The organism is Haladaptatus sp. R4, assembly GCF_001625445.1.
GTDB lineage: Archaea > Halobacteriota > Halobacteria > Halobacteriales > Haladaptataceae > Haladaptatus.
In genome coordinates, this window is record NZ_LWHG01000011.1 from 323,548 (window position 1) to 345,027 (window position 21,480).

The window sequence follows — 21,480 nt, forward strand, 5'->3', positions numbered from 1 at the left end:
TTGTTCGTTCATGCTAGGTTGATAATTTATCCCACATTGAGGCTGAATCAGAGTGGATATGCACGAAACACGACGAACGATTCTCAAGACCATCGGCGGTATTGCGGGTGCTGGCGCGCTCTCCGGACAGGTGACTGCAAATCGAGCGTCTCGGCTTTCGGCGGCGGCGACGAAACCGGTGGCCGACTGGGCACCGGCGGACGAATCGAACTACAGCGAGGCGAACCGCGAATCCGACCTCGACATCTGGTGGTTCATCGTTCACGTCGCACAGGGCGACGCTGACGGCACCGTGAACTGGTTTCAGAATCCCAAATCGAACGTGAGCGCCCATTACGTCGCGGATCACCGGACTGGCAATCTCACACAGCAGGTGGACGAGTCGGACATCGCGTGGCACGCCGGAAACTGGCCGTACAACCAGCATTCCATCGGTGTGGAACACTCGGGGTGGGTGGATCAGACGCAGTTTTCGGACGAACTATACGACGTCTCCGCGCGTCTCGTTCGCTGGGAAGCCACGAAATTCGACTTCCCGAAACGGGTTCGCCGCTACGATATCGCACCCTGCGACGCGATGGACGGTGAGGGCGGTATCATCGGCCACGTACAGGTTCCCGACCCGTACGACTGCTCGCAACCGGGCGGCATCAGCGGTCACACCGACCCCGGGTCGCTCTGGAACTGGGGCCGCTACGAGGGGTTCGTTCGGCGCTACGATATCGAATCCGGCGAGCACGCGGTGATGCTGTCCGACGACGCCGTCCATCACGGGGCCGACGGACGTTCGAGCACGCTGGATGTTCTGACAGGTGCGGTCGGCACCGCCACCGGAAACGTCCATGTCCACCACGGTGAGCAGTGGTACAAACTCGCCTTCGGTGGGCGTCACGGATGGGTCGCCGCAACCGACCTGCTGTACGCCCGATTCGATTCGGGGTCCACAATCGAAACCACGAGCGGGCTGAGCGTCAGGGACGAACCGAGCGATACCCGACTCGCAACCGTTCCGGAAGGTACCGCGGGAACGGTTGTGGACGGTCCGGTCGACACCGGCGGCTACCGCTGGTGGAAGGTCGCCTACGAGGGCGGCGAAACCGGTTGGTCCGCCGGGTACTGGCTCAGATGAGGGTGACCGCGTACGCCACTCCTGAGCCCAGCATCAGCAGGACGAAGAACAGCGAGATAAGCTTCTGTCGATCCATACCGGCCATATGGTGCTCGATCTGATAAGTGTTGTTGACGATCGGTTTTGGAGCGGCCTCTTCCCCGTTCCTTTGTTGGCGCTGCAACCCGTTTAGCCGCGTGTTCCCCATCGTCCGAACGGGATTGAGTATTGTTAGCACACAATCGGTCGATTGAATACGGAACGGCGGAGACCCCCCCTGCATCGATGAACCCACTTGCCGCCGTCGATACGAACGTGATCCTCTCGGGGAGAAGCGATTGGATCGGAACGGATACCGCGGAAACCCTCTCCGAGTATCCGTTGGAGTCCATCGAAACCGAGTTTCCCCACTTCGTCGGTTCCGTGGACTCCCCGAACGGGGTCGAACGGCCGAAGGAGCGACATCCGGTGTTTTTCGGCTGTTACGACTGGCACTCGTCGGTACACAGCCACTGGGCGTTGATCCGTCAACTTCGCCTGTTCGACGACCATCCCGCGGAGTCCGAGATCAGAGCGCGTATCGGCGCTCGGTTTACGCCCGAGAACATCGAACGGGAGGTCGAATACTTCGAGGCCAACCCGTCCTTCGAGAAACCGTACGGGTGGGCGTGGCTCCTCCACCTCGCCTCGGAGTTATCTCGGTGGGAAGACGACGACGCGAACGAGTGGCGGTCGGTTCTCGTGCCGTTGGAACACGAGGTCGTGACCCTCGTCGAATCCGAGTTCCTCCCACAAAAACGCCCGTTCAGGGTTGGAACGCATCAAAACTCCGCGTTCGCTCTCCACTGTATCCTCGATTATGCGAGAACGACGGACAACGAGTCGTTGGAAGCGGCCGTTTGCGAGACGGCAACCGAATTCTTCGTCGACGACCGCGACTATCCCGTCGAGTACGAACCCCTCGCGTGGGATTTTCTCTCCCCCGCGCTGACGGAGGCGGACCTCATGCGACGCGTCTACGGCCGTGACGAGTTGGAGGCGTGGCTCGACCGTTTCCTTCCGGACGTGACCACCGCCCCCACGAGACGATTCTCGAACCCGTTCACGTGGCGTCTAATCCGGACGAAGGTGTCGCACTGCATTTGGCCGGGCTCAACGTTTCGAAGGCGTGGTGTCTGGCGGGACTCGCGTCGGCCCTCGACGGACACCGATACGCCGATGTATTCGAGCGGAGTGCCAAGCGGCATACTGAACGCGGCTTGAACCAGGCGTTCACCGACGACTACGCCGGGTCGCATTGGCTCTCGTCGTTCGTGCTGTACTTGCTCACCAGAAACGACGGCGGTATCGCACCGGCGTGATCGGTGACGAACGTCGCGGAGTCACTCGATTCGCGCGTCCACCACGACGTGCCACACGCCTTCGCTGTGACTTTTCACGCGGCGCGTCTCCAGAATTTTCGCGTCCCGTCCCCGACTCTCCGCGGCCGATTCGAGTCGTGAAACCGGTCGTTCCCATAGTCGGTTTTCTGGCGTCGTCTCGTGCATGTGAACGATGCCGCCGGGTTCGAGGGCGTCGAGCGCCGTGTCGAGATACTCGTGGGCGTCGTAGTAGCCCATGACGACGCGTTCGGCGCTCACGTCCGTCATCTCCCGGCAGTCGGCCCGGTAGGCGTCGATGCGACCCGGAACGTCGTTCAGCATCGCGTTCTCCACGAGGAACTTGAACGACGCCGGATTTCGCTCGACGGCCGTCACCTGCGCTCCGGCACGGGCCATCGGGAGCGTGAAGTAGCCGATTCCCGCGAACATGTCGAAGACGCGTTCGTCGGGGGAGACGACCTCGCCCATCCGGGCGCGTTCGCGCTGGTTGCCGGGCGCGAACATCACCTTTCGGAGGTCGAGTCCGTACTTCGTCCCGTGTTCGGTGTGGACGGTTTCGGTGTCCCCAGTCCCCGCGATAACGGTCACGTCGGGTTCCCGGTGCTCGCCGGAAATTCCGCCGCGGGCGAGGACGGTTTCGGCCTCGCCGTGCAGGTCGAGCAGTTCCTCGCCGACATCTTCGGGGCGGGGACAGTCGTCCAACTGGACGAGAATCACGCTGCCGATGACGGCCCACGATTTGGGTGCGCGCTGGAGTTCTTCGTCCGTCCACCCGCGCGCCGAAAGGAGCGCTTCGAGGTCAGTTCCTCGGCGCTCGGGGTCGTCCTGTTCGATGAGTTCCTCGATTTCGATTCCCGTCGGTCGCTCCGTCACCGGCAGTTCGACCAGTTCTTCGTCGTGTTCGCGGACCTTTCGGGAATCGTCGTAGACGCCTTCGGCTTCCAGTTCGCCGATGGTATCCTCCGCCTTCGGCTTTCGTACGAGAACGGCGAGGTCACGCATCCGGAACCACGTACAGTCCGTCTCGACTCTTGAACACCGGCACCATCTCCGCGTCCTCGTCCATGTACGACGGTTTGGCAATCGTCTTCGTCTGGTACGTTTCGGGGTCGAGCACCTGCACCGCGTGTTCGTCCGTAACGGCGACCAGCGTCGTCTCCTCGGCGTCGTCGATGCTCCCCAACTTGCTGGCGTCGGCGGCGTCCTCGTTTCCGAACTTGGCCTCGTACTCCTCGCCGGTGGTAATCCGTCGACCCTTCAGGTTTCCTTGTACGCTCCTGACGAGAACTGGCCCGTCGTCGTCGGGACTGATGATGTCGCCAGGGGTGAACGGCGGCAGGCGGACGGCGTAGGTCACGCGATACACTCCGTTGCCGTCCTCGTCCTCCGTGACGAGGGTTTCCGCATCGGAAAAGCTCCCGCCGAACTCCTCGACCAGTTTGCTCGAAATCTTCTTGCCGATATTGGTGGTCGAGACCTTGATGTTCAGTCCGTCGGGCGTTTCGTCCATCTCGGTGACGAAGGCGTTCCGGTCGCCCGTTGCCTCCATGTCCGCGACGATTTCGTTGGCGATTTCTTTGGCCCGTTTTTCCTCCGTCGGGGTCGGCGTCCTATCGACGCCTCGAACCTGCACGATGCTGGCGTAGTAGTCGCCCGCAATCCGCCCACAGCGCGTACACGTCTGGCGGGCGATCATGACGGGAACCATGATCTCCTCCTCCATCAGCGTGTCACGGACCATCCCGGAGAAATAACAGTGCATCCGGATCGTGTTCGGATCGATCTGCTCGGGTTCCACCTGCCACGATACGTCGCGGGCATCGACGTGGACGGCGAGCGCTTCGCTCACTTCCTCGATGGCGATGTCGGTGTAGTCGCGTGCGCCGACGTCGACCCATCGACGGCCGCGATAGACGGCACCGCACTGGGCACACACCCGAACCTCGATCCGCTCGGGGGCGTCCACGAGGTCGAAGCGGTCGAAATAACAGGAATCACAGAGCTTCCGCTCGCGCGGGGATGCGGACGTCGGATACTCCCGGTCCGTGATATCGACCTCGATGGGGTCGCCACAGTTCGGGCAGAATTCGCGAGAATCGGTCATTGTCGGCTCTATGTCGTTCTCGCTTTTAAGCCTGAAGATGACGAAGACGCCGAAGCTACTGACGATGGCTCACTGAAAGACGAACTCGTCGTCGTCCACCGTATCGCGCCACGAGTGGGTCGGTTCCCACCCGAGCATCGACTGAGCTTTCGCGGTCGAGAGCGCCGAATCCGTCCCCGAAATCGTACACGAGTCGGGAACGTCGTGGAAGAACTCGGACAGCGCCCGCTCGATGGGTTCGTCGAGGTAGTTGTCTTCCGCCGAGACGATGAACGGTTCGTGGCCGGAGAAGTCAGCCGAGATGGCTCGCTCGATGGCGGTCGAAACGTCCCGAACGTCCACGTACGACCAGAAGTTCCCGGCGCCGGTGGCGAGGTTGGTTCGGGCGTCGAGACAGTCGTACTCGTCGGGAAACTGGACCCACGACCCGCGAATCGACGCCACCGGGACGTCGTAGCGGCGGGCGACCATCGCGCCGATTTGCTCGCCCACGACCTTCGACGTCCCGTACGGGTCCTCGGGCCGGAGCGGATGTTCCTCGTCCAGCGGAAGGTACTCCGGAAGCGACGGTTTTCCGGCGAGTTGGAAGCCGTAGGCGCTCTCGTTCGACGCCCACGCGATTCGGGCGTTCGCCCTCCCCGCGGCCGTGAGAACGTTGTACGCGCCGACGACGTTGTTCTCGAATATCCGCATTCCAGCGTGGCGTTCGGGCGACGGAAGCGAGGCCCAGTGAACGACCGCATCCGGATTTTCGGTCGAGATGGCTTCCGCCGTCTCGACCTGTTCGGTCAGGTCGGCCGAGCGGAACGAAAGCCCCCGATACCCCCCCAGTTCCCACTCTGAACGGGAGAGACTCATGCAAGTAACGTCCCACCCTTGCTCGGCGAGGTGCGTGGCGAGCCATCGGCCGGAACGGTCGAGGCTCCCAGCTAAGACGACCGTTCCGGTCATCGATGTACCCTCGTCGGTTCAAACGAGAACATACACCGTCTAACCCGTCTCTCGGGGTAAGCGTTCCGGCCTTGACAAACGTGATACTTCTATTATTTTGGTACGTATTTAACCGTGTATAAAAATCACCCCCTCCTCGTATGCTACTTACCCGCACAACGAATCTGTGAACTACCCTGTCCTACTCGCTTCGCGTGCTGAGGACGGGACTTCCTGCTTCCACGACGCGCTTTGCAGACACAACAGTGTCCATAGGGAGCGCAGTCTCCACAGGCGTTGACGAATCGCAGAGCGATTCGTTCGCCAACCAGAAATCTTTGATTTCTGGTGACGTTGAATCGGAGTGAACCACTCCTACTTTGTCGATACCGCGAGATAGGATATTCCACGCCGCATTCGCGTCTCTGTCCGCTTCAAAACCGCAGGTGGGACAGGAGTGTTCACGGACCCACAACGGCTTATCCGTCTTCACACCACAGGACGCACATTCCTTCGTCGTGTTCCGTGGGTCTACAGCGACGAAGTACGTTCCTTCGCGTTCACACTTGTATTCGAGCATCCGGAGAAACGTACCCCATGCGGCGGCTGCTCGGTTGCGTGAATTTGAATCGAACTGCATCATCCCGGCGACGTTCAAGTCTTCGACTGCTACGAGGTCATACTCTTTCGCGTAGTAGTTCGAGAGTTTGTGCAAGAAGTCACGGCGCTTCCGGCGGAGGTCGGCGTGGCACTCCGCAACGCGACGGCGTTGTTTCTCGTAGTTGTTCGACCCATGTTCCTTCCGCGAGAGCTTCCGTTGTTCGCGTTCCAGCCGCTCGCGTTCGTCCGAGAGATCGAGGCTCTTGATTGCATGTCCATCCGTGTCGTGAGCATACTTCAAGATACCCACGTCAATCCCGACGCACTTCTCGGGCGTCCTTGGTTTCTCGGGCGTTTCTTCGTCAACGTCGATAGCGAACGTGGCGAACCACTCACCCGTCGGTTCCCGCTTGACTGTGACCTGTTTAATAGTCGCGTTCTCGGGGATATCTCGGTGGAGATGAATCGGTATCTCACCGAGTTTGCTCAACCACAATACTGGCCGACCGCTCGTATTCTTGAGCTTGAAGCCGGACTGGTTGTAGGTGAGCGAGTGGTAGTCACGAGGTCGCTTCCACTTGAGCATCCCAACGGCCCGTCCGTTCTCTTTCTGCGCTTTCAGCCTTGACAGGTTGTCGTAGACGCGTTTGACGACCATCTGTAACACCTTCGAGTGAACGTCTCGGAGGTCGTCCCACCACGATTTGAGGTCAGGGAGTTGCCCCTGTAGCTCGTATCGGGCAGGTATCTCGTCAGATTCGTTGAACTTGAACAAGCAATGGTTGTACAGTTGCCGACAAATATCGACGTGGTACAGAAGCTCGTCGCGGATGGCATCTGTCGGTTGGAGTCGATATTTGTAGTTGTACTGCATGGTCTATTCGTTGGAATTGGAGTGAGAGACACGAACGACTTTCACGTCGGCTCCGCGCCAGCGTTTGGGAACGAGGACGTGGGCGCTGTTTCCGGACGGTTTTGCCGTTCCGTCAAGGATTCATGCCCTTCGATTTCAACCTACCAATTATATTGTATAGATTATTAATTGGCATGAAACTACCGATTGACCTGTGAGACAGCCGGAGTACTGTGTACGAAAGACAACGACGGTATTGTCAGGTTTCACCGAAATCTGATTGTAAATAAGGAATCAAATATTTCTGATGGCGATCTTGTGAACGCTGTATCCCCCTCCCTACTCGCTCCGCACCGCGCTCGCTCCTTGAGGTAGAGGACTTAGCGTCTGAAAACAGTTAAACGGTCGGAATACCTAGACTGAACCATGGAATGGAAGGCAGATTGGGGACTTCGTGCCAGGATGGGCCTCACGATGTTCCTCCTGTTCGCCCTGTATATCGTGTTCGTCGGAGTGATGGAACATTTCTTCTATGGTACTGGCGTCTTCACCATGGTAATCATCGGTACTGTTGTGTTCGGCATCAGCCAGCTGTTCTTCAGCGACAAACTGGCGCTGTGGAGCATGGGCGCACACGAGGTGAGCGAGGACGAGTATCCGGACCTCCACGCGACCGTCGGTCGGCTCTGCCAACAGGCCGACCTGCCGAAGCCGAAGGTCGCCGTTGCTGATACGCGTGTTCCAAACGCGTTCGCAACCGGACGCTCCCAGAAGAACTCCGCCGTCTGTGTGACGAGCGGACTCCTCCAGACGCTGAATCAGGAGGAACTGGAGGGCGTGCTCGCCCACGAACTCGCGCACGTCAAGAACCGCGACGTGATGGTCATGACCATCGCGTCGTTCCTCTCGACCATCGCGTTCATGATCGTCCGCTGGGGTTGGCTGTTCGGCGGCGGCCGCAACAGTCGGGACGGGAATCAGGTTCCCGTCTTCGTCGCCATCGCCGCATCGCTCGTCGTGTGGATCATCAGCTACTTCCTCATCCGGGCGCTCTCGCGCTACCGCGAGTTCGCCGCGGACCGCGGCGGGGCGACGATCACTGGCAAACCGTCGGCGCTCGCCTCGGCCCTGCTGACCATCGACGGTCGGATGGACAAGGTTCCGAAGGAGGACCTCCGCGAGTCCTCCGAGATGAACGCGTTCTTCATCATCCCCGCAAAAGCAGGCTTCATCAGCAACCTGTTCAGCACGCACCCGAGCACGGAAAAGCGCGTCGAGCGCCTCCGTGACATGGAGCGCGAGATGGAGTCGTACTAACGACTCTCGGCGTCTACTAACGCCTTACGGCGTTTTGATGTAGGCGTATCCCTTCTTCGCCTGCAGTTTGGTGAGTTCGCCGACTCCGGCGGGAACGATTTCGACACCCGAAAGGAGGTCCTTTTTCGTATAATTGAACTTGTTCATGCTGTTGTGGCATGCCTTGAACTTCACGCCCTTTTCCACGAGGGAGTTGACTTTGTCGGCCACCGTGGAGTCCTTCGAAACGAGTTTGACGCCGCTGCCGTTGGCGACGAGCGCGATCGTCTCCGTGTCCGTCGAATCGTCGCTCAGGAGGTTGGCGACGTTCGCCACCGCGTGTCCCTGTTTCTCTTCTCCGCTGCTGTAGTGAAATACCGTGCTCATTTTGACATTCTGGGAATCTTCGTCGGTCTGGGTCGTTCCCTCTTCAGTCGTGGTTTCAGTCGTCGTATCGGTTTCCGTGGTGGACGTGGAGGCACCTTTCGCGTCCTCCGTCGGGCCGCTCGAACACCCCGCGAGCGCGATGGCGGTGCCGGCACCTGCCAGTTCGAGAAACCGGCGTCGGGAATGCGTTCCCATCGGTTCCACTGACGGGTGCGAGGACCTTTATTAACAGCGACATAAGTATCGCGTCCCTTTTTCCTCCCCGCCTCCGTAGGCCCCGATATGGGATTACTCGATGGAATCCGCGAAGTGCTCGGCATCCGCGCCGAGACGGATGCCGGACGGGCGGCCGACCCCGAAGACCTCTTCGGCATGAGCACGGCCTACGTCACGATGGAAGCCGACCTCGGCTACGAATCGGTCGGGCAGGCCGCGCTCTGTTTCTCCGAAGTCGATAGCACCGACTTCCAGAACGCGGTGGACGAGGTACACGCCATCCTCGAAGCCGGAAAGGAAGAGACGGGAACCGAGGCGACCGCACACGTCGATAGCCACGGGTACTCGTGGTTCGTCCTCGAAGACGACGACCCCGAGGACCTCGTGACGAGCCTCCACTTCGCGGCCGACACGTTCGTCGAGGAGGGCTACGGTTCCCGCCTCCTCGCAGCGATTTTCGGCTTCGAGCGCGACGGCAACTACGTCTATTGGCTGTACTCGTTCCGCCGTGGTGCCTACTACCCGTTCGCGCCGAAACGCGGCCACGAGCGCGACTCGGCCGCCGAGTTCAAACTCCAGAGCAACTTGGACGGGGAACTCGAAATCGAGTCGGACGAACAGTACTGGTACCCGCTCTGGCCCGACCGCACCGGAAAACATCCGTGGGAATAAATCCCACGACACTCTTTCTTCGTATCTAAAGGCTTTCCTTCCGATTCAAACATCCCGCTTACGCCGTCCATTTTCACTTTCACTCCGGTGTTAACGGGGGTTTATATGATGAGGGGAACAAGGCAGAAGTACAATGGCAGACGTAGACCTCGAAGCACTTCCCGGCGTTGGACCGGCAACAGCAGAGAAACTCCGAGAAGCGGGATTCGACTCCTATCAGAGCCTCGCAGTCGCGAGCCCTGGCGAACTGAGCAACACCGCAGACGTCGGCGAGAGCACGTCCGCCGACATCATTCAGGCCGCACGGAAGGAGGCCGACATCGGCGGGTTCGAGACCGGTTCGCAGGTTCTCGAACGACGCGAGCGAATCGGTAAACTCAGCTGGCAGATCGACGAAGTGGACGAACTGCTCGGCGGCGGCGTCGAGACCCAGTCCATCACCGAAGTGTACGGCGAGTTCGGTGCGGGGAAATCCCAGATCACCCACCAGCTTTCGGTGAACGTCCAGTTGCCCGCCGAACAGGGCGGCCTCCACGGCAGCGTCATCTTCATCGACTCCGAAGACACGTTCCGTCCCGAGCGTATCGACGACATGGTTCGCGGCCTGCCGGAAGAGGCCCTTCAGGCCACGATGGACGACCGCGAAATCGAGGGAACGCCGGACGACGACGAGGCGATGCAGGAACTCATCGACGACATCCTCGACAAGATTCACGTTGCCAAGGCGTTCAACTCCAACCACCAGATGCTCCTCGCCGAGAAGGCACAGGAACTCGCTGGCGAACACGAGGACGGCGACTGGCCCGTCCGACTGGTCTGTATCGACAGCCTCACGGCCCACTTCCGCGCCGAGTACGTCGGCCGTGGTCAGCTCGCGACCCGTCAGCAGAAGCTCAACAAACACCTGCACGACATCGACAAGGTCGGAAACCTCTACAACACGGCCGTCGTGGTGACGAACCAGGTTTCGTCCAACCCCGACTCGTTCTTCGGCGACCCGACTCAGCCCATCGGTGGGAACATCCTCGGACACAAATCCACCTTCCGGATGTACCTCCGCAAGTCGAAGGGCGACAAGCGTATCGTCCGCCTCGTGGACGCGCCGAACCTCGCCGACGGCGAGGCCGTCATGCGCGTGCAGGACGGCGGTCTGAAGCCCGAATAATCGGGCGGTTCGAAAACGCGTTCTCCCCCTTGTTTTTCTTTCTCGATACCCGGATAGCTTCCGCTCACTCGCAAATCGTCACGTCGAACTCGAACGCCCGGCACCGCAAAATCGGAACTCCGTCGATTGTTTCAAATCCGTCGCTTATTCCGTCGTCGTCCGTCCTTCTTCCTGCTCGCCCTCGTAAATCTCCGCCCCGTCCTGTACGATTTTCTCGGCCAGCACGGCGCATTTGACCCGCATGGGGCTGATATCGACGCCGAGCATGTCGATAACGTCGTCCCGGTCCATCGCCGCAACCTCGTCCAGACTCATGCCGGGAAGCTTCTGGGAGAGCATGCTGGCGCTGGCTTGACTGATCGCACAGCCGTCGCCGCGGAACGCGACGCGTTCGATGGTTTCACCGTCGTCTTCGAGGGAGACGTCGAATTCGAGTTCGTCGCCACAGGAGGGGTTGACTCCCTCGTGACTGAACTGGGCGTTTTCGAGTTCCCCGTAGTTTCGCGGGTTCCGGTAATGGTCGAGAATCTGCTGTCGGTACATGTCCGAACCCATGCTCATAGTTGAATCTGGGTAGGAGAGATTCACCTAAAAGGATTCCGACGGTTCCGCCCCGGCGGCCGTCGAGAGTCCGTACTCCTCGCCACCCAGGTCGTCGAGGGTTGCGATCGCTCGAAGTCGCGGATTGACCAGCCAGCAGAGGGCGATACAAAGGAAGCCGAATCCGGTGGTCGTCATGACGACGGTATTTCCGAGTGCGTCCCCGCCCAGGCCGCCGAGCAGCGACCCGAGGGGCATCGCACCCACGGAGGCACTCGAAAGCACCGACGAGACGCGGCCCATCAGGTGTTCCGGAACGACGGATTGGATCATCGCCGCGAAGATGACGTTCGTCGCGCCGACCGGAATCCACGCCAGGAAAAACAGTCCGAGCGTCGCCGGGAACCACCCAGCGGCGACCGCGGCGAGCCACACGACTCCACCGAAGACGAACCCGCCGATGCTCAAGGCGGCGAGTGAAAATCGTTCGAGGGGCGACGCCGCGAGCGACCCGATGAGCATTCCGCCGACGACTGCGGCGAGGAGAAACCCGTACGCATCCGACCCGCCGTGTGCTTTCGCGTACGCCGGGAGAACCGCAAGTGTGCTTCCGATAGCCGCGTTGACGACGAGGCTTCCGGCGAGCACCCACACGAGTATCGATCCGCGAACGTAGTCGATGCCGTCACGGAGTTGGGCGAGATAGTCGTCGAGGGCGGACGTGACGTTCTCGGGGTCGTCGTTTTCGGCTTCCTCTTCCGTTTCTTCACCGTTCGACTGCGATTCCGCGGCCGGTATTTTCACGCCCAGAAAGACGAGCGTCGCCGCGAGGAACGTCACTGAGTCGACGAGGTAGAGGGCGATTGCACCCATCGCGGCGATGACGATGCCGCCGAGCGCGGTGAACGCGAAATCGACCCCTTGGTAGGCGAACGAAAAGGCCGAGTTGGCTTCCACGAGTTCGTCTTTGTCCACGAGCGCGGGGGAGGGCGGCCTGCTCCGCGGGGTAGACGAACTGGTTGAGCAGCGAGAGGATCGGCATCACGACGAGGACGACCCACACCGTCAGCCATCCCATCGCGTAGGCCACCGGGATGGTGAGGACGAAGATTCCCTGTGCGAGTTGTGTTCCGACGAGAATCCGCCGAATCCGCCAGCGGTCCACCAGCGGTCCGGCGAGAAATTGGAGCGTCTGGGGAAGCATCGTGAGAAAGCCCGCCAGTCCCGTGTAAAACGACGAGCCGCCGAGTTGGAACGCCAACCACATCGCCGCGACGGCGTACGCACTGTCCCCCGCGTTCGTGATCAATCGACCGAGGAACAGTCGACTGAAGGTCCGATTTTCGAATAGAGAGCGCATGAAACGAGACTGGAGGGGGAGCGAGATATATGATTCCAGAAATACAGTTCTGTTGCGGAAATATCCGAAACTGAGTTCTGTATGATGTCTGTCAATCTTCGACGTGAACGGCGAGTTCCTCGTCCACGGTTAGCGTGAGTTCGTCGCCGTCGAGCGTGACGACGCATTCGGCAACGAGCGGGGCCTCCGAGACGAGACGTTCGTTATCCCCGCTGAGCCATTCGAGTTCCCAGACGGTCGCTTTGGTGAGGTCGATACCGTGGTCGTAGTGGAACGCGACCACCGCCGGATGTCGGAGGAGATACGTTCCGAGATTGCCGGATGCGCGGTCCCCACAGCGCTCGCAGACGAATTCGATGCCGACCTCTTGGTTGCTGTAGAAGTACTCCGACTCGGTGATGAGCGACCCGATAGTCTTCCCGGAACACCGAAGACAGACGCCGTCTGCCATGAGCGAAAAGACGTTGAGAAGCCAGCGCTCGAACGTCCGCTGTAACTCCGACTCGTCACGCCCCTCGAACGCTCCTGGTGGTAACCCGAACGTCGACCGATCCTCGTCGCACGTTTCACAGCGAATCGTGACACGTTCCTCTTCGTACGTCGCGGTCAGTTCCGTCCCGCAATCCGGGCAGTTGGCGTCGAGTTCGAACCGCTCCGTTTCGGCACGCTGCGTGTAGGTTCCCGAGAGAATCGCGCCGATGACCTGCGAGCCCGCAAACGTGAGTTCGTACTTCCCGTCCACCTGCCGGACGAACAGGCCGACGAGTTTGTTCAGATGGTAGTTGAACTGCCCGCTGTCACGGATTTCGACTCGGTCGTGGAGGTCGGAAAACGACAACGGCTCGTCCGCCTTCCAGAGGGCCTGAATGATTCCGATGCGGGTGTCGTTTCCGAGCAGCGAGAACGCTTGCTCCGGGGACACCTCTCGCTCGTCCGCGTCCATGCCCCGTCATCGGTCTGGGCGCGTGAAATACTTTTCAACACCATCCCGTCCAACCCGCCTCTCACCCACGTACCCGACGTTAGGACAACTGCGTCACGCTGTCGCCGACCCGAATTTCGCCGGATTCGACGATACTGGCGCGAAGCCCGCCGCGGTGGACGAGCGCGCGAGCGTCCCCTTTTCGGTTAGCGATTCCAGATGCGAACACGGTTCACAGAGTTCGACGCCCTCGCAAATCGCGTCGCCGACACGGAACCGCTTCCCGACGAGGTGATTCAGCGCGGCGTTGCGCGTCGTCACGTTGCGACGGTGTTCCCCGGGTTCGAGCGCGATTCCGGCCTCCTCCTCGATGGCCTCGACGGCTTCGGCTTCGATGAGCGTGATGTCGTTGCCCGAAACGTCGGGGTCGAAGTGCCGGTCACCGCGCAGGCCCGCCCCCGCCACTGCTTCGACCGTTTCGACTTCGTCCGTCTCCGCCGCCGACTCGTCCGCGATGTGAATCGCCTCGATTTCGCCGATTCCGTCCATGCACGCTGATTGCGTGCTGACAGTATAAATTCGTGGTAGACGAGGATGCTCCGGCGAGCGCTCGCTACGGCTTCGTCTCCAAGGAGTCGATAGTCTCGTAGACGTACTCCCGGAAACCGCGGGCGGTCCGAGCCGATTCTTGTCCGGTCTGCTGACGCTGGAGGAAGAGCGACCGGAAATAGGAGACGGCGTTCACCATCCAGTAGAGTTCCCTCCGTCGGTCGAATCCCGCCGGTAACGAGCGAACCGACTCGTAGCCGATACGAAAGGCCTCGGCCAGCGCGTCGTTCGTCCCGCTCGGTCCCGTAAAAATCGGAAGCGCCGTCCGCCAGTAGTCGTACTCCCCCGGGGCGACGATAGCGTGTTCGAAGTCGATGACGCACGTCACCTCGTCACCGTCGGTCCCCACGTGTTCCGGAAGGAAGTTGCCGTGACAGAGGACCGGGTCGCCCGCCCCGTCGAACAGACCCGGATTCTTCCGGACGAATTCGAGCGCGTCGGTTGCCACGTCGCCGTAGCCGAACGGTTCGACGAACTCGCGCCGGGACGCGAGAAATTCACAGACGGTCCCGTGCCACGTCTCGTCGGCGTCGAGTGCGAGGTCACCGTCGTCGTTCCGAAGGAACCCCGTCGCCTCGAAGGCCGTTTCGTCGTGGAGCGTCGCCAGTCCGGCACCCATGGCTCGGGCGCGTTCCTCGTCCACGCTCGTCTCCTCCGGCACTTCGTCGTGCCATTCGGCGATGAAATAGTCACTACCAACTCCCAGAATCTCGGGGACCGGAACCGACGTATTCCTTGCGACGTGACGGATGACCTCGGCTTCGACGGCTGGATTACCGTCCGAACTCCGTGCCCGTTTGTAGACCGCTCGCTTTCCATCCACCCGAACCTCGTGCGTGACGTGCGGCGGTACGTCGTGTAGCTTCCGGACGACTTCGTACTGTTTTGCGTGCGATACAAGTTTCTCACGTACATCGCGTACGTCTCGTTCGTCTTCTTGCATGGTGTTCGTCGCGTGACGTGCGACGACCGGTCGGGGCGAGCAGTCCGATTCGCGCGGGGGCGCTGTCGCTCCGACCGAAAAATGGACAGCCAACTCTTCAGCAACCAACTATTTGAAGTCACCGACAGAGAACAGGTTGCAAGCAATGGAAGTCGAACAGACCGTCCAGTTCCCAGAATCCAGTCAAACTCAGAACCAGCATCCGCGCGAACACAGTGAGCGCGGTTCACGACGGCGAAACGAAGTGAGCCGTCGGCCTTTTTAGCGTAGATTTTTGCGAGCGGTTCGACGAGATGCGCGAAGCGCATCGAGGAGGACCGAATAAATTGGTACTACTCGAAGGCGGCGATGCCGGTGAGATCCTGCCCCAGAACCAGCGTGTGAATGTCGTGGGTGCCCTCGTAGGTGTACACCGTTTCCATGTTCGCCATGTGGCGCATCGGCGGGTAGTCCGTGGTGATGCCGTTGCCGCCGAGCATCTCGCGGGCGACGCGGGCCTGGTCGCGGGCCATCCGGACGTTGTTTCGCTTCGCCATCGAGACGTGTTGTGGACGGAGGTCGCCGCGCTCTTTCAACTCGGCGAGGCGGTGAACCAGCAGTTGGCTCGTCGTGATTTGGGTCGCCATCTCGGCCAACTTGTCCTGCTGGAGTTGGAACCGGGCGATGGGGCCGCCGAACTGGTCGCGTTCGGTGGCGTAGTCGCGGGCCGTCTCGAAGCAGTCGCGGGCCGCGCCGATTGCCCCCCACGCGATGCCGTAGCGGGCCTGCGTGAGACAGGAGAGCGGTCCCTTCATCCCGGTGACGCCGGGCAGGACGGAATCTTCGGGAATCGTGACGTTCTGGAGGCTGATTTCGCCCGTGATGGACGCACGGAGCGAGAGTTTGTCGTCGATCTTGTTCGTCGTTACGCCGTCACGGTCGGTCTCCACGAGGAAGCCGCGAACCGGCGAGTCCTCGGCCGAGCGGTCACGCGCCCAGACGACCGCAACGTCCGAAATCGGGGAGTTGGTGATCCACGTCTTCGAACCGTTGAGGACGTACTCGTCGCCCTCCTTTTCCGCGTAGGTTTCCATCGCCGACGGGTTCGACCCGTGTTCGGGTTCCGTCAGGCCGAAACAACCGACCGCTTTCCCCTCGCCGAGGTCGGGGAGCCAACGGTCCTTCTGGGCCTCGGACCCGTAGGCGTGGATGGGGTACATCACGAGCGCGCCCTGTACGCTCGCCATCGAGCGCAGGCCGGAGTCACAGGCTTCGAGTTCCTGCATCAGTAGGCCGTAGGCCGTCTCGCTCAGGTTCGGCAGGCCGTAGCCATCGAGGTTCGGCGCGTAGAAGCCCAGTTCACCCATCTCGGGGATGATCTCCTCCGGAAACGTTCCCGCCTCGAAGTGATCGCCGATGTCCGGTTTGACGTGCTCCTCCACGAACTCGCGGGCGGTGTCCCGAACCATCCGCTCTTCCTGTCCGAGGTCGGCCTCCAATTCCACGTAATCGAGCATGCAAAACTCTCCGGAGGGGAGGCTAAAAAGCTCTCCTACTCCGGGGGCAAGCGGATACTCGAAGTGGGGAACAGGCGAACATTGATTAGTTTAGCTGACGAATTGTTACACGTACAAATGGCGGCCCACAACCAGCGTGCCACGAGCGATGATGACGAACTCGCAACCGTCATCGGACTCTATGCCCTCGAAGAGTTGACCCTCGGACAGGCGGCGGACCGTCTCGATATCTCTCGAATGGAGATGCGAACCATTCTCAGCGACTCCGGTGTCTCTCTGCGGTTAGGACCGAAATCGAAAGACGAAATTCTGAGCGATATCGACGCGCTTTCTGACGAATAGATGAGTGGACACTCCCAATTTGTAGTTCTCGACGCTACTGTGCTCTCTAATTTCGCGCACACGGATTCGATAGACTTTCTCGTGGATGTATTCGACCAATTATATACTGCTCGTCAAGTAGTGGCTGAGCTAGAACAGGGTGTCGAAGATGGGTACGGATTTTTAGAGCGGGCACTTTCCGAATTGCCGCCTAAAACGGTTTCAAGTGCAGAGATTGGCTGTGAAATTTCTGCACCACGACTAAATAGTTCTTTCGTAGACATGATGTCTCCACGGCTGAACAGGGAACTGGATACTGGAGAAGCACATGCCCTCGCAGTTGCTCTTGATGAGAGTACGTGGAAAAGACATGCTCATATCGGTGGTCATGACGAATATTCGATCATCTTCGCAAGCGACGACGGAGATGCCCGGACGCTAGCACGAGACCTCGATGTCCAAGTCACTGGCTCGATTGGAATTTTAGTCCACGGAATTCGGAAAGACATGCTCTCGGTAAAAACCGCTGACGAGTGGCTTCGTGCATGGGTGGAAGACATCGGATACTATTCACCGGTCGATAGCGTCGAAGAAGTACTCTAACGACCTCTTCTACATCACCCGCAAAATGGCATTATTCCGGCGTCGGCACCGCGTCATCCCGCGCGACGGCGATGTCGAGGTAGGCGTCGGCTTGGTCGGCGTGAATCCCCTTGTCGATGAGACTGCGTTCCTCGTCGTACTGGACGAGTCCGGCCATCGCCAGTTTCGGCAGTTGGGTGTGCTGGAGGGACATGAGGACGTTGCGGCGGTGTTCGTCGGAGACGAGGTCGATGGATTTGTCCATCTCCCATGCGGCGACGGTGTCGACGATCGTGTCGAGGGTGACCGGCGTGTCCTCCGACCGCAGATTGTGAAGGATGTAGCGACTTCGACGGGACGCGAGGGCGTCGAAGAGGGCGTCCTGTGAAAGCGGTGGGACGTCCGTACTCGGCCCCGCTGGCGAGGCGGTGGCGCGTGAAGAACCACCGTCATCGTTTGTCGTCTGGTCTGCCATAAGGACTAGCACTCGTCGGACGAGGGTTACTCTGGTGGTTCAGTATTCAGGCTATTTATCTCCCTATCGATAATGAAGCTCAGTCGGCGGCGGGTTCCTGCACGTCACGAACGTACTCCGTGAAGTTCTCGAAGACGAGTTTCGTCTCGCAGGCTGCCGTGAAGTTTTCCTCGTTGATGCCGTCCAACACTTTCTGAAGGCGTTCCTCCGCGAGGTCCTTGCCCTGCGTGACCTCCTCGGCGGTGTCGGTGTCGTACTCGGGATGGAACTGGAGTCCGAACACGTCCCCCTTTCGGAAGCCGTGGTTCGAGTATTCGTTTTCCGCGATGGGCGTCGCACCCGGCGGGAGCTCCGCGACTTCGTCCGAGTGGGTCGTGAACGCGGTAAATTCGCGGTCGATACCCTCGAACAGCACGGATTCGCCGGTGTGCTCGACGACTCGATAGCCGATTTCGTACTCGCCCATGTCACGAACGTCGCCGCCGAGAACGTCGGCCAGCAGTTGATGGCCGTAGCAGATGCCGAGCATCGGCATTCCGGTCTCGATGGCGTCGTCCACCCACGATTTGAGGGGTGGAATCCAATCTTCGTCCCAGTACACCGACGCGCGCGACCCGGAGATGACGGCCGCGTCGAAGTCGAAACTGTCGGGAAGGTGGCGTTCGGTCGCGTCGAACTCGACGAGGTCCGCGTCGAGTTCGCGACGGAAGTTTCGTCGCGTGTTCGTATCGCCGTGTGCGGCGTTCAAAAATGCGATTCGGAGCCGACTCATTCGCCTACAGATAGCAACTCGATCCCTCAAATGCGTTTCGTTAGCGGGGATTTCGCCGCTGTCTACCCGCCCTCGGAGTTCCACGTTCCAAACCGTCGGCGTAGCTCACCCCGGTCGAGTTCGCCGCTCGAATGCCGAGGAAGCGACGGGACCGATTCGATGGACCGTGGCACTTCGTGCGCCGCGAGTCGTTCCTCCGCGAACTCCCTGAGTTCGCCCGGCGAAACGTCCCCGACGACGAGCGCCTTCGATGCCATCCCTCCGGTCTCCGCGACGGTTTCGACGATGCCCGCAGCGCGCACGTCCGGATGTGATTCGAGCACCGTCTCGACTGCCCAGGGGTGGATCGGTTCCGCTCCGCTTTCGATGGCTTCGTCGTCGGCGACGAGGACGTAGCCGTTCGACTCGTTCGAATCCTCCGAGTCCTTCGGTCCACGTCGGAACACGTCGCCCGTCGGCACCCACTCGCCGAACGCCTCGCCGTCGAGGGACCCGCTGGCCGTCGCCGGACCGCTGACGAACAGTTCACCGATCTCCTCGTCCGTTTTCGTCCCGTCTCCGATTCGAACCGCATAGCTCGGGAACGGATAGAGCGTTCCCTCCGACCCCGGCGACTCGCGGAGGACGTTCGGTCCCGTCTCCGGACGGCCGTAGACGCGGAGCAGTGGAACCGGGAACGCTTCGCGCACGTCCGGCGGCACGTGGCCGCGGGCTCGCGCCCAGTCGAGCGACGAGCGGTTCGTCAGCGACCCCCCTTCGTCGACCAGTTCGCGGAACTCGGTCGACCGCCCTCCATGCAGGTCACGCCGTGGTTCTCGATCGCGAACAACGCGTCCGCCGGGTCGAACGACACGCCGGAGCACGACTCGGCCGCCGACCGTGAGGAGCGGAAGCGCGAAGCCGAGCAAACAATCCGGGAGTGACAGCGGACGTACGGTGAGCGTACAGTCGTTTCTGCCGAGACCCCAGCCAGCGGTGGCCGCGCGACAGTTCCATTCCACTGCCCGGTTCGACAGACTGACGACTCGCGTTCCGTCCTCGGTGTGAACCAGTAGGGTGGTGTCTCGACCGTCCCCTTCGTTCTCATCCCACTCGACCGATTGTGCGTCGTTCGGCGTCACGCGGTCGAACTCCTCGAACGAACGGGCGTCGAACTGCCGAACGAGATCGCGCTGTGCCGACTCGAACAGCACGAGGTCGGGATCGATTTGCGCCATCGGTTCCGAGACGGTAGCCGGTGTCAAGTGATGTGAAACTGGTGCGAACACGCCGCCGACGCGGCGGACGGCGAACAGGTAAACCAGGACTTCGACGCGATTTCTGGAGACGAGGGCTACCCTATCCCCGTGTCCGACTTCGAGCGCAGTGAGTCGGCCCGCTGCCGTCTCGACGCGCGCTGCCAGTTCGGTATAGGAAACCCGCTCGTCCCCGTCCACGATTGCCGTCCGATCTCCCCAGCGATCGGCGTGTCGCTTCGATGCGAGCGACATACCTTCTCTGCGACGCGAGACGGGTTAGCAGTTCGGGGGCGAATCGACGTTTCTCGAACCTATCATGTATATGTCAGAACCATATAAAATAGGTTAATAAGCAAGTCCTACAATGTCATTCACGGACAAAATGACACAGGATAGTGAAACCGATACGGAGGACGTCCTCGTCGAGTGTGATGAGTGCGGAAAGCAGGTACTCTCGGTTTATATCGAAGACGGGACGTGCGACGAGTGTCGGATCGAATAGTTTGGGATCGGTAACAACGGAATCGGTTCGACGCGTAACGGTTAGTCGAACGTCTCGTCAACGTGTCGGGCGAGGAAGTCGAGCAGTGCGTCGTTGACCGCCTTCGAGTGCTCGACGTGAACGAGATGTGGCGCGTCCTCGAACGTCACCAACTCGCCGCGTGGCAGTCCATCGGCCAGTTCCTTTCCGGCCTCCACGGGGATCACTCGGTCGTCGGTGCCGTGACAAACGATTGCCGGCGTCGTTATTTCGTACAGTTCGTCGCTCACGTCGAACGCCTCTAGCGCCGCGAATTGGGCACGCTGGGCGGGGAGGGAGGCGTCGTCCGCGAGCCGCCACTCCACCACGTCCTCCAGTCCGGCCGCGAACGCTTCCTCGCTCACGGCCGGTCGGAGCGACTCGTGAAGCGCGTCGGGTGTCTTTTCGGCCAGCAGGCGGTCCCGAACGTCCGGCGCGAGGGAGGACCCGTCCGCCGCCGTGCCGATGAGCGTCAGCGTCTTCGCGCGCGAGAACTGCTTCGCGTAGTGGAGCGCGACCATCCCACCCAGTCCGGCACCGACGAGGTGAGCTTTTCTGACCCCGTGGTCGGCCAGCACCGCATCCAAGTCGCCCGCCATCTCCGCGACCGAGTAGGGTCCGTCCGGCGCGTCGGACTTCCCCGTCCCGCGGTGGTCCCACACCAGCGACTCGAACGGCCCGGTGACGGCGGCGTGTTGCCATCCCCACTGCCACGCGCCGTAGGCCGCATCACCCACGAACGCCACCGTATCGTGTTTCGACGACCCGTCCGTCTCGTAGTAGATCGAAGTTCCATCGTGTTCCGCGAAAGGCATCTCTGTCGAGTGTAGGTGGTTCGTGCGTTTCAAATCGTCCGTTTCGAACGCGACTAGAGATGGGTGTTGGTTATCTCTAACATCTACTTTTCTTTCTTATTTTCTACGGACATGTGAAGGATGTCTGGTGGTATCGTGTCCGACTTCGACAGCAACCAAGTTGCTAGGAAGCAG

The 21,480-nt window shown here is 60.7% G+C and carries 22 protein-coding genes and 3 pseudogenes; 7 read left to right on the forward strand and 18 right to left on the reverse strand.

Annotation, left to right across the window (positions count from 1 at the left end):
• The first annotated feature begins 58 nt into the window (after positions 1 to 58).
• Complete coding sequence (locus A4G99_RS05275) at positions 59 to 1,129, forward strand: N-acetylmuramoyl-L-alanine amidase (RefSeq protein ID WP_066140339.1); 1,071 nt, start codon at positions 59 to 61, stop codon at positions 1,127 to 1,129.
• Here the strand turns inward: A4G99_RS05275 and A4G99_RS05280 are convergent.
• Positions 1,122 to 1,316: a hypothetical protein gene (locus A4G99_RS05280; protein ID WP_150123043.1), complete on the reverse strand. Its 195-nt coding sequence runs from the start codon at positions 1,314 to 1,316 to the stop codon at positions 1,122 to 1,124. The two genes, A4G99_RS05275 and A4G99_RS05280, sit on opposite strands and share 8 nt — an antisense overlap.
• A gap of 77 nt (positions 1,317 to 1,393) precedes the next feature.
• On the opposite strand from A4G99_RS05280, the pseudogene A4G99_RS05285 reads away from it, so the two are divergent.
• Positions 1,394 to 2,469: pseudogene (locus tag A4G99_RS05285) on the forward strand (DUF2891 domain-containing protein).
• Between the two features lie 21 nt (positions 2,470 to 2,490).
• Here the strand turns inward: A4G99_RS05285 and A4G99_RS05290 are convergent.
• The 5 genes from A4G99_RS05290 to A4G99_RS29260 all read right to left on the reverse strand — a co-directional run bounded on the left by A4G99_RS05290 (position 2,491) and on the right by A4G99_RS29260 (position 7,118).
• Positions 2,491 to 3,492, reverse strand: a complete 1,002-nt coding sequence (locus A4G99_RS05290) for a class I SAM-dependent methyltransferase family protein (protein WP_066140345.1) — start codon at positions 3,490 to 3,492, stop codon at positions 2,491 to 2,493.
• Positions 3,485 to 4,594: a 60S ribosomal export protein NMD3 gene (locus tag A4G99_RS05295; protein ID WP_066140349.1), complete on the reverse strand. Its 1,110-nt coding sequence runs from the start codon at positions 4,592 to 4,594 to the stop codon at positions 3,485 to 3,487. Before A4G99_RS05295 ends, A4G99_RS05290 begins: the two co-directional genes overlap by 8 nt.
• 69 nt (positions 4,595 to 4,663) lie before the next feature.
• The gene (locus A4G99_RS05300) at positions 4,664 to 5,545 is read right to left on the reverse strand and encodes an NAD(P)-dependent oxidoreductase (RefSeq protein ID WP_066140353.1); all 882 of its coding nucleotides are present in this window, start codon (positions 5,543 to 5,545) and stop codon (positions 4,664 to 4,666) included.
• A gap of 181 nt (positions 5,546 to 5,726) precedes the next feature.
• Positions 5,727 to 6,998 carry an RNA-guided endonuclease TnpB family protein gene (locus tag A4G99_RS05305; protein WP_066140356.1) on the reverse strand — a complete coding sequence of 424 codons (1,272 nt, stop codon included), beginning with the start codon at positions 6,996 to 6,998 and terminating at the stop codon, positions 5,727 to 5,729.
• Positions 6,999 to 7,001: 3 nt separating this feature from the next.
• Positions 7,002 to 7,118 (reverse strand): DUF2080 family transposase-associated protein, encoded by a 117-nt coding sequence (locus tag A4G99_RS29260; RefSeq protein ID WP_150123076.1) that lies wholly within the window; start codon positions 7,116 to 7,118, stop codon positions 7,002 to 7,004.
• A gap of 285 nt (positions 7,119 to 7,403) precedes the next feature.
• Between A4G99_RS29260 and htpX the strand changes: the two genes are divergently transcribed.
• Entirely contained in the window at positions 7,404 to 8,294 is an 891-nt protein-coding gene (gene htpX / locus A4G99_RS05310; RefSeq protein WP_066140358.1) for a zinc metalloprotease HtpX, read from the forward strand.
• A gap of 24 nt (positions 8,295 to 8,318) precedes the next feature.
• Here htpX and A4G99_RS24290 read toward each other — a convergent pair whose 3' ends face one another.
• Positions 8,319 to 8,855: a DsrE family protein gene (locus A4G99_RS24290; RefSeq protein WP_082837711.1), complete on the reverse strand. Its 537-nt coding sequence runs from the start codon at positions 8,853 to 8,855 to the stop codon at positions 8,319 to 8,321.
• Positions 8,856 to 8,942: 87 nt separating this feature from the next.
• Between A4G99_RS24290 and A4G99_RS05320 the strand changes: the two genes are divergently transcribed.
• Both A4G99_RS05320 and radA read left to right on the forward strand, forming a co-directional pair.
• Positions 8,943 to 9,548, forward strand: coding sequence for a hypothetical protein (locus tag A4G99_RS05320; RefSeq protein WP_066140361.1), 606 nt, complete (start codon positions 8,943 to 8,945; stop codon positions 9,546 to 9,548).
• 133 nt (positions 9,549 to 9,681) lie between these two features.
• Positions 9,682 to 10,713: a DNA repair and recombination protein RadA gene (radA, locus tag A4G99_RS05325; protein ID WP_066140363.1), complete on the forward strand. Its 1,032-nt coding sequence runs from the start codon at positions 9,682 to 9,684 to the stop codon at positions 10,711 to 10,713.
• Positions 10,714 to 10,857: 144 nt separating this feature from the next.
• On the opposite strand, the gene A4G99_RS05330 is transcribed toward radA, so the two are convergent.
• From A4G99_RS05330 to A4G99_RS05355, 7 genes and pseudogenes are all read right to left on the reverse strand, one after another.
• The gene (locus A4G99_RS05330) at positions 10,858 to 11,274 is read right to left on the reverse strand and encodes an iron-sulfur cluster assembly scaffold protein (RefSeq protein WP_066140366.1); all 417 of its coding nucleotides are present in this window, start codon (positions 11,272 to 11,274) and stop codon (positions 10,858 to 10,860) included.
• 27 nt (positions 11,275 to 11,301) lie between these two features.
• Positions 11,302 to 12,210 carry an MFS transporter gene (locus tag A4G99_RS05335; RefSeq protein ID WP_255359048.1) on the reverse strand — a complete coding sequence of 303 codons (909 nt, stop codon included), beginning with the start codon at positions 12,208 to 12,210 and terminating at the stop codon, positions 11,302 to 11,304.
• A gap of 82 nt (positions 12,211 to 12,292) precedes the next feature.
• Positions 12,293 to 12,613, reverse strand: a pseudogene (locus A4G99_RS28595) (MFS transporter); the annotation flags it as partial.
• Positions 12,614 to 12,704: 91 nt separating this feature from the next.
• Positions 12,705 to 13,556: a helix-turn-helix transcriptional regulator gene (locus A4G99_RS05340; RefSeq protein WP_066140369.1), complete on the reverse strand. Its 852-nt coding sequence runs from the start codon at positions 13,554 to 13,556 to the stop codon at positions 12,705 to 12,707.
• A gap of 79 nt (positions 13,557 to 13,635) precedes the next feature.
• Positions 13,636 to 14,084, reverse strand: a pseudogene (locus A4G99_RS05345) (MOSC domain-containing protein).
• Positions 14,085 to 14,148: 64 nt separating this feature from the next.
• On the reverse strand, positions 14,149 to 15,087 hold the full coding sequence (locus A4G99_RS05350) for an aminoglycoside phosphotransferase family protein (protein WP_066140371.1): 939 nt from the start codon (positions 15,085 to 15,087) through the stop codon (positions 14,149 to 14,151).
• A 332-nt stretch (positions 15,088 to 15,419) separates the two neighbouring features.
• Complete coding sequence (locus A4G99_RS05355) at positions 15,420 to 16,583, reverse strand: acyl-CoA dehydrogenase family protein (RefSeq protein ID WP_066140374.1); 1,164 nt, start codon at positions 16,581 to 16,583, stop codon at positions 15,420 to 15,422.
• Positions 16,584 to 16,700: 117 nt separating this feature from the next.
• On the opposite strand from A4G99_RS05355, the gene A4G99_RS05360 reads away from it, so the two are divergent.
• Together A4G99_RS05360 and A4G99_RS05365 are read left to right on the forward strand one after the other, a co-directional pair.
• Positions 16,701 to 16,925 carry a UPF0175 family protein gene (locus A4G99_RS05360; protein WP_066140376.1) on the forward strand — a complete coding sequence of 75 codons (225 nt, stop codon included), beginning with the start codon at positions 16,701 to 16,703 and terminating at the stop codon, positions 16,923 to 16,925.
• Between the two features lie 120 nt (positions 16,926 to 17,045).
• Entirely contained in the window at positions 17,046 to 17,507 is a 462-nt protein-coding gene (locus A4G99_RS05365) for a hypothetical protein (protein ID WP_223301725.1), read from the forward strand.
• Positions 17,508 to 17,538: 31 nt separating this feature from the next.
• On the opposite strand, the gene A4G99_RS05370 is transcribed toward A4G99_RS05365, so the two are convergent.
• The 4 genes from A4G99_RS05370 to A4G99_RS05385 form a co-directional block, all read right to left on the reverse strand.
• The gene (locus A4G99_RS05370) at positions 17,539 to 17,961 is read right to left on the reverse strand and encodes a hypothetical protein (RefSeq protein ID WP_066140382.1); all 423 of its coding nucleotides are present in this window, start codon (positions 17,959 to 17,961) and stop codon (positions 17,539 to 17,541) included.
• A gap of 79 nt (positions 17,962 to 18,040) precedes the next feature.
• Positions 18,041 to 18,733: a type 1 glutamine amidotransferase gene (locus A4G99_RS05375; RefSeq protein WP_066140385.1), complete on the reverse strand. Its 693-nt coding sequence runs from the start codon at positions 18,731 to 18,733 to the stop codon at positions 18,041 to 18,043.
• 62 nt (positions 18,734 to 18,795) lie between these two features.
• Positions 18,796 to 20,223, reverse strand: a complete 1,428-nt coding sequence (locus tag A4G99_RS05380; protein WP_223301726.1) for a class I adenylate-forming enzyme family protein — start codon at positions 20,221 to 20,223, stop codon at positions 18,796 to 18,798.
• Positions 20,224 to 20,514: 291 nt separating this feature from the next.
• A complete protein-coding gene (locus tag A4G99_RS05385) occupies positions 20,515 to 21,306 on the reverse strand; it encodes an alpha/beta fold hydrolase (RefSeq protein WP_066140388.1) in 792 nt (263 codons plus the stop codon).
• Positions 21,307 to 21,480 lie beyond the last annotated feature (174 nt).

Bases quoted from the DNA above. Each gene is read 5' to 3' on its own strand.
- A4G99_RS05350 (WP_066140371.1), bottom strand. From the start codon at position 15,087: ATGCAAGAAGACGAACGAGACGTACGCGATGTACGTGAGAAACTTGTA.
- A4G99_RS05320 (WP_066140361.1), top strand. From the start codon at position 8,943: ATGGGATTACTCGATGGAATCCGCGAAGTGCTCGGCATCCGCGCCGAG.
- htpX (WP_066140358.1), top strand. From the start codon at position 7,404: ATGGAATGGAAGGCAGATTGGGGACTTCGTGCCAGGATGGGCCTCACG.
- A4G99_RS05355 (WP_066140374.1), bottom strand. From the start codon at position 16,583: ATGCTCGATTACGTGGAATTGGAGGCCGACCTCGGACAGGAAGAGCGG.
- A4G99_RS05290 (WP_066140345.1), bottom strand. From the start codon at position 3,492: ATGCGTGACCTCGCCGTTCTCGTACGAAAGCCGAAGGCGGAGGATACC.
- radA (WP_066140363.1), top strand. From the start codon at position 9,682: ATGGCAGACGTAGACCTCGAAGCACTTCCCGGCGTTGGACCGGCAACA.
- A4G99_RS05300 (WP_066140353.1), bottom strand. From the start codon at position 5,545: ATGACCGGAACGGTCGTCTTAGCTGGGAGCCTCGACCGTTCCGGCCGA.
- A4G99_RS05330 (WP_066140366.1), bottom strand. From the start codon at position 11,274: ATGAGCATGGGTTCGGACATGTACCGACAGCAGATTCTCGACCATTAC.
- A4G99_RS05380 (WP_223301726.1), bottom strand. From the start codon at position 20,223: ATGTCGCTCGCATCGAAGCGACACGCCGATCGCTGGGGAGATCGGACG.
- A4G99_RS05370 (WP_066140382.1), bottom strand. From the start codon at position 17,961: ATGGCAGACCAGACGACAAACGATGACGGTGGTTCTTCACGCGCCACC.
- A4G99_RS05295 (WP_066140349.1), bottom strand. From the start codon at position 4,594: ATGACCGATTCTCGCGAATTCTGCCCGAACTGTGGCGACCCCATCGAG.
- A4G99_RS24290 (WP_082837711.1), bottom strand. From the start codon at position 8,855: ATGGGAACGCATTCCCGACGCCGGTTTCTCGAACTGGCAGGTGCCGGC.
- A4G99_RS05340 (WP_066140369.1), bottom strand. From the start codon at position 13,556: ATGGACGCGGACGAGCGAGAGGTGTCCCCGGAGCAAGCGTTCTCGCTG.
- A4G99_RS05375 (WP_066140385.1), bottom strand. From the start codon at position 18,733: ATGAGTCGGCTCCGAATCGCATTTTTGAACGCCGCACACGGCGATACG.
- A4G99_RS05280 (WP_150123043.1), bottom strand. From the start codon at position 1,316: ATGGGGAACACGCGGCTAAACGGGTTGCAGCGCCAACAAAGGAACGGG.
- A4G99_RS05275 (WP_066140339.1), top strand. From the start codon at position 59: ATGCACGAAACACGACGAACGATTCTCAAGACCATCGGCGGTATTGCG.
- A4G99_RS05305 (WP_066140356.1), bottom strand. From the start codon at position 6,998: ATGCAGTACAACTACAAATATCGACTCCAACCGACAGATGCCATCCGC.
- A4G99_RS05385 (WP_066140388.1), bottom strand. From the start codon at position 21,306: ATGCCTTTCGCGGAACACGATGGAACTTCGATCTACTACGAGACGGAC.
- A4G99_RS05360 (WP_066140376.1), top strand. From the start codon at position 16,701: ATGGCGGCCCACAACCAGCGTGCCACGAGCGATGATGACGAACTCGCA.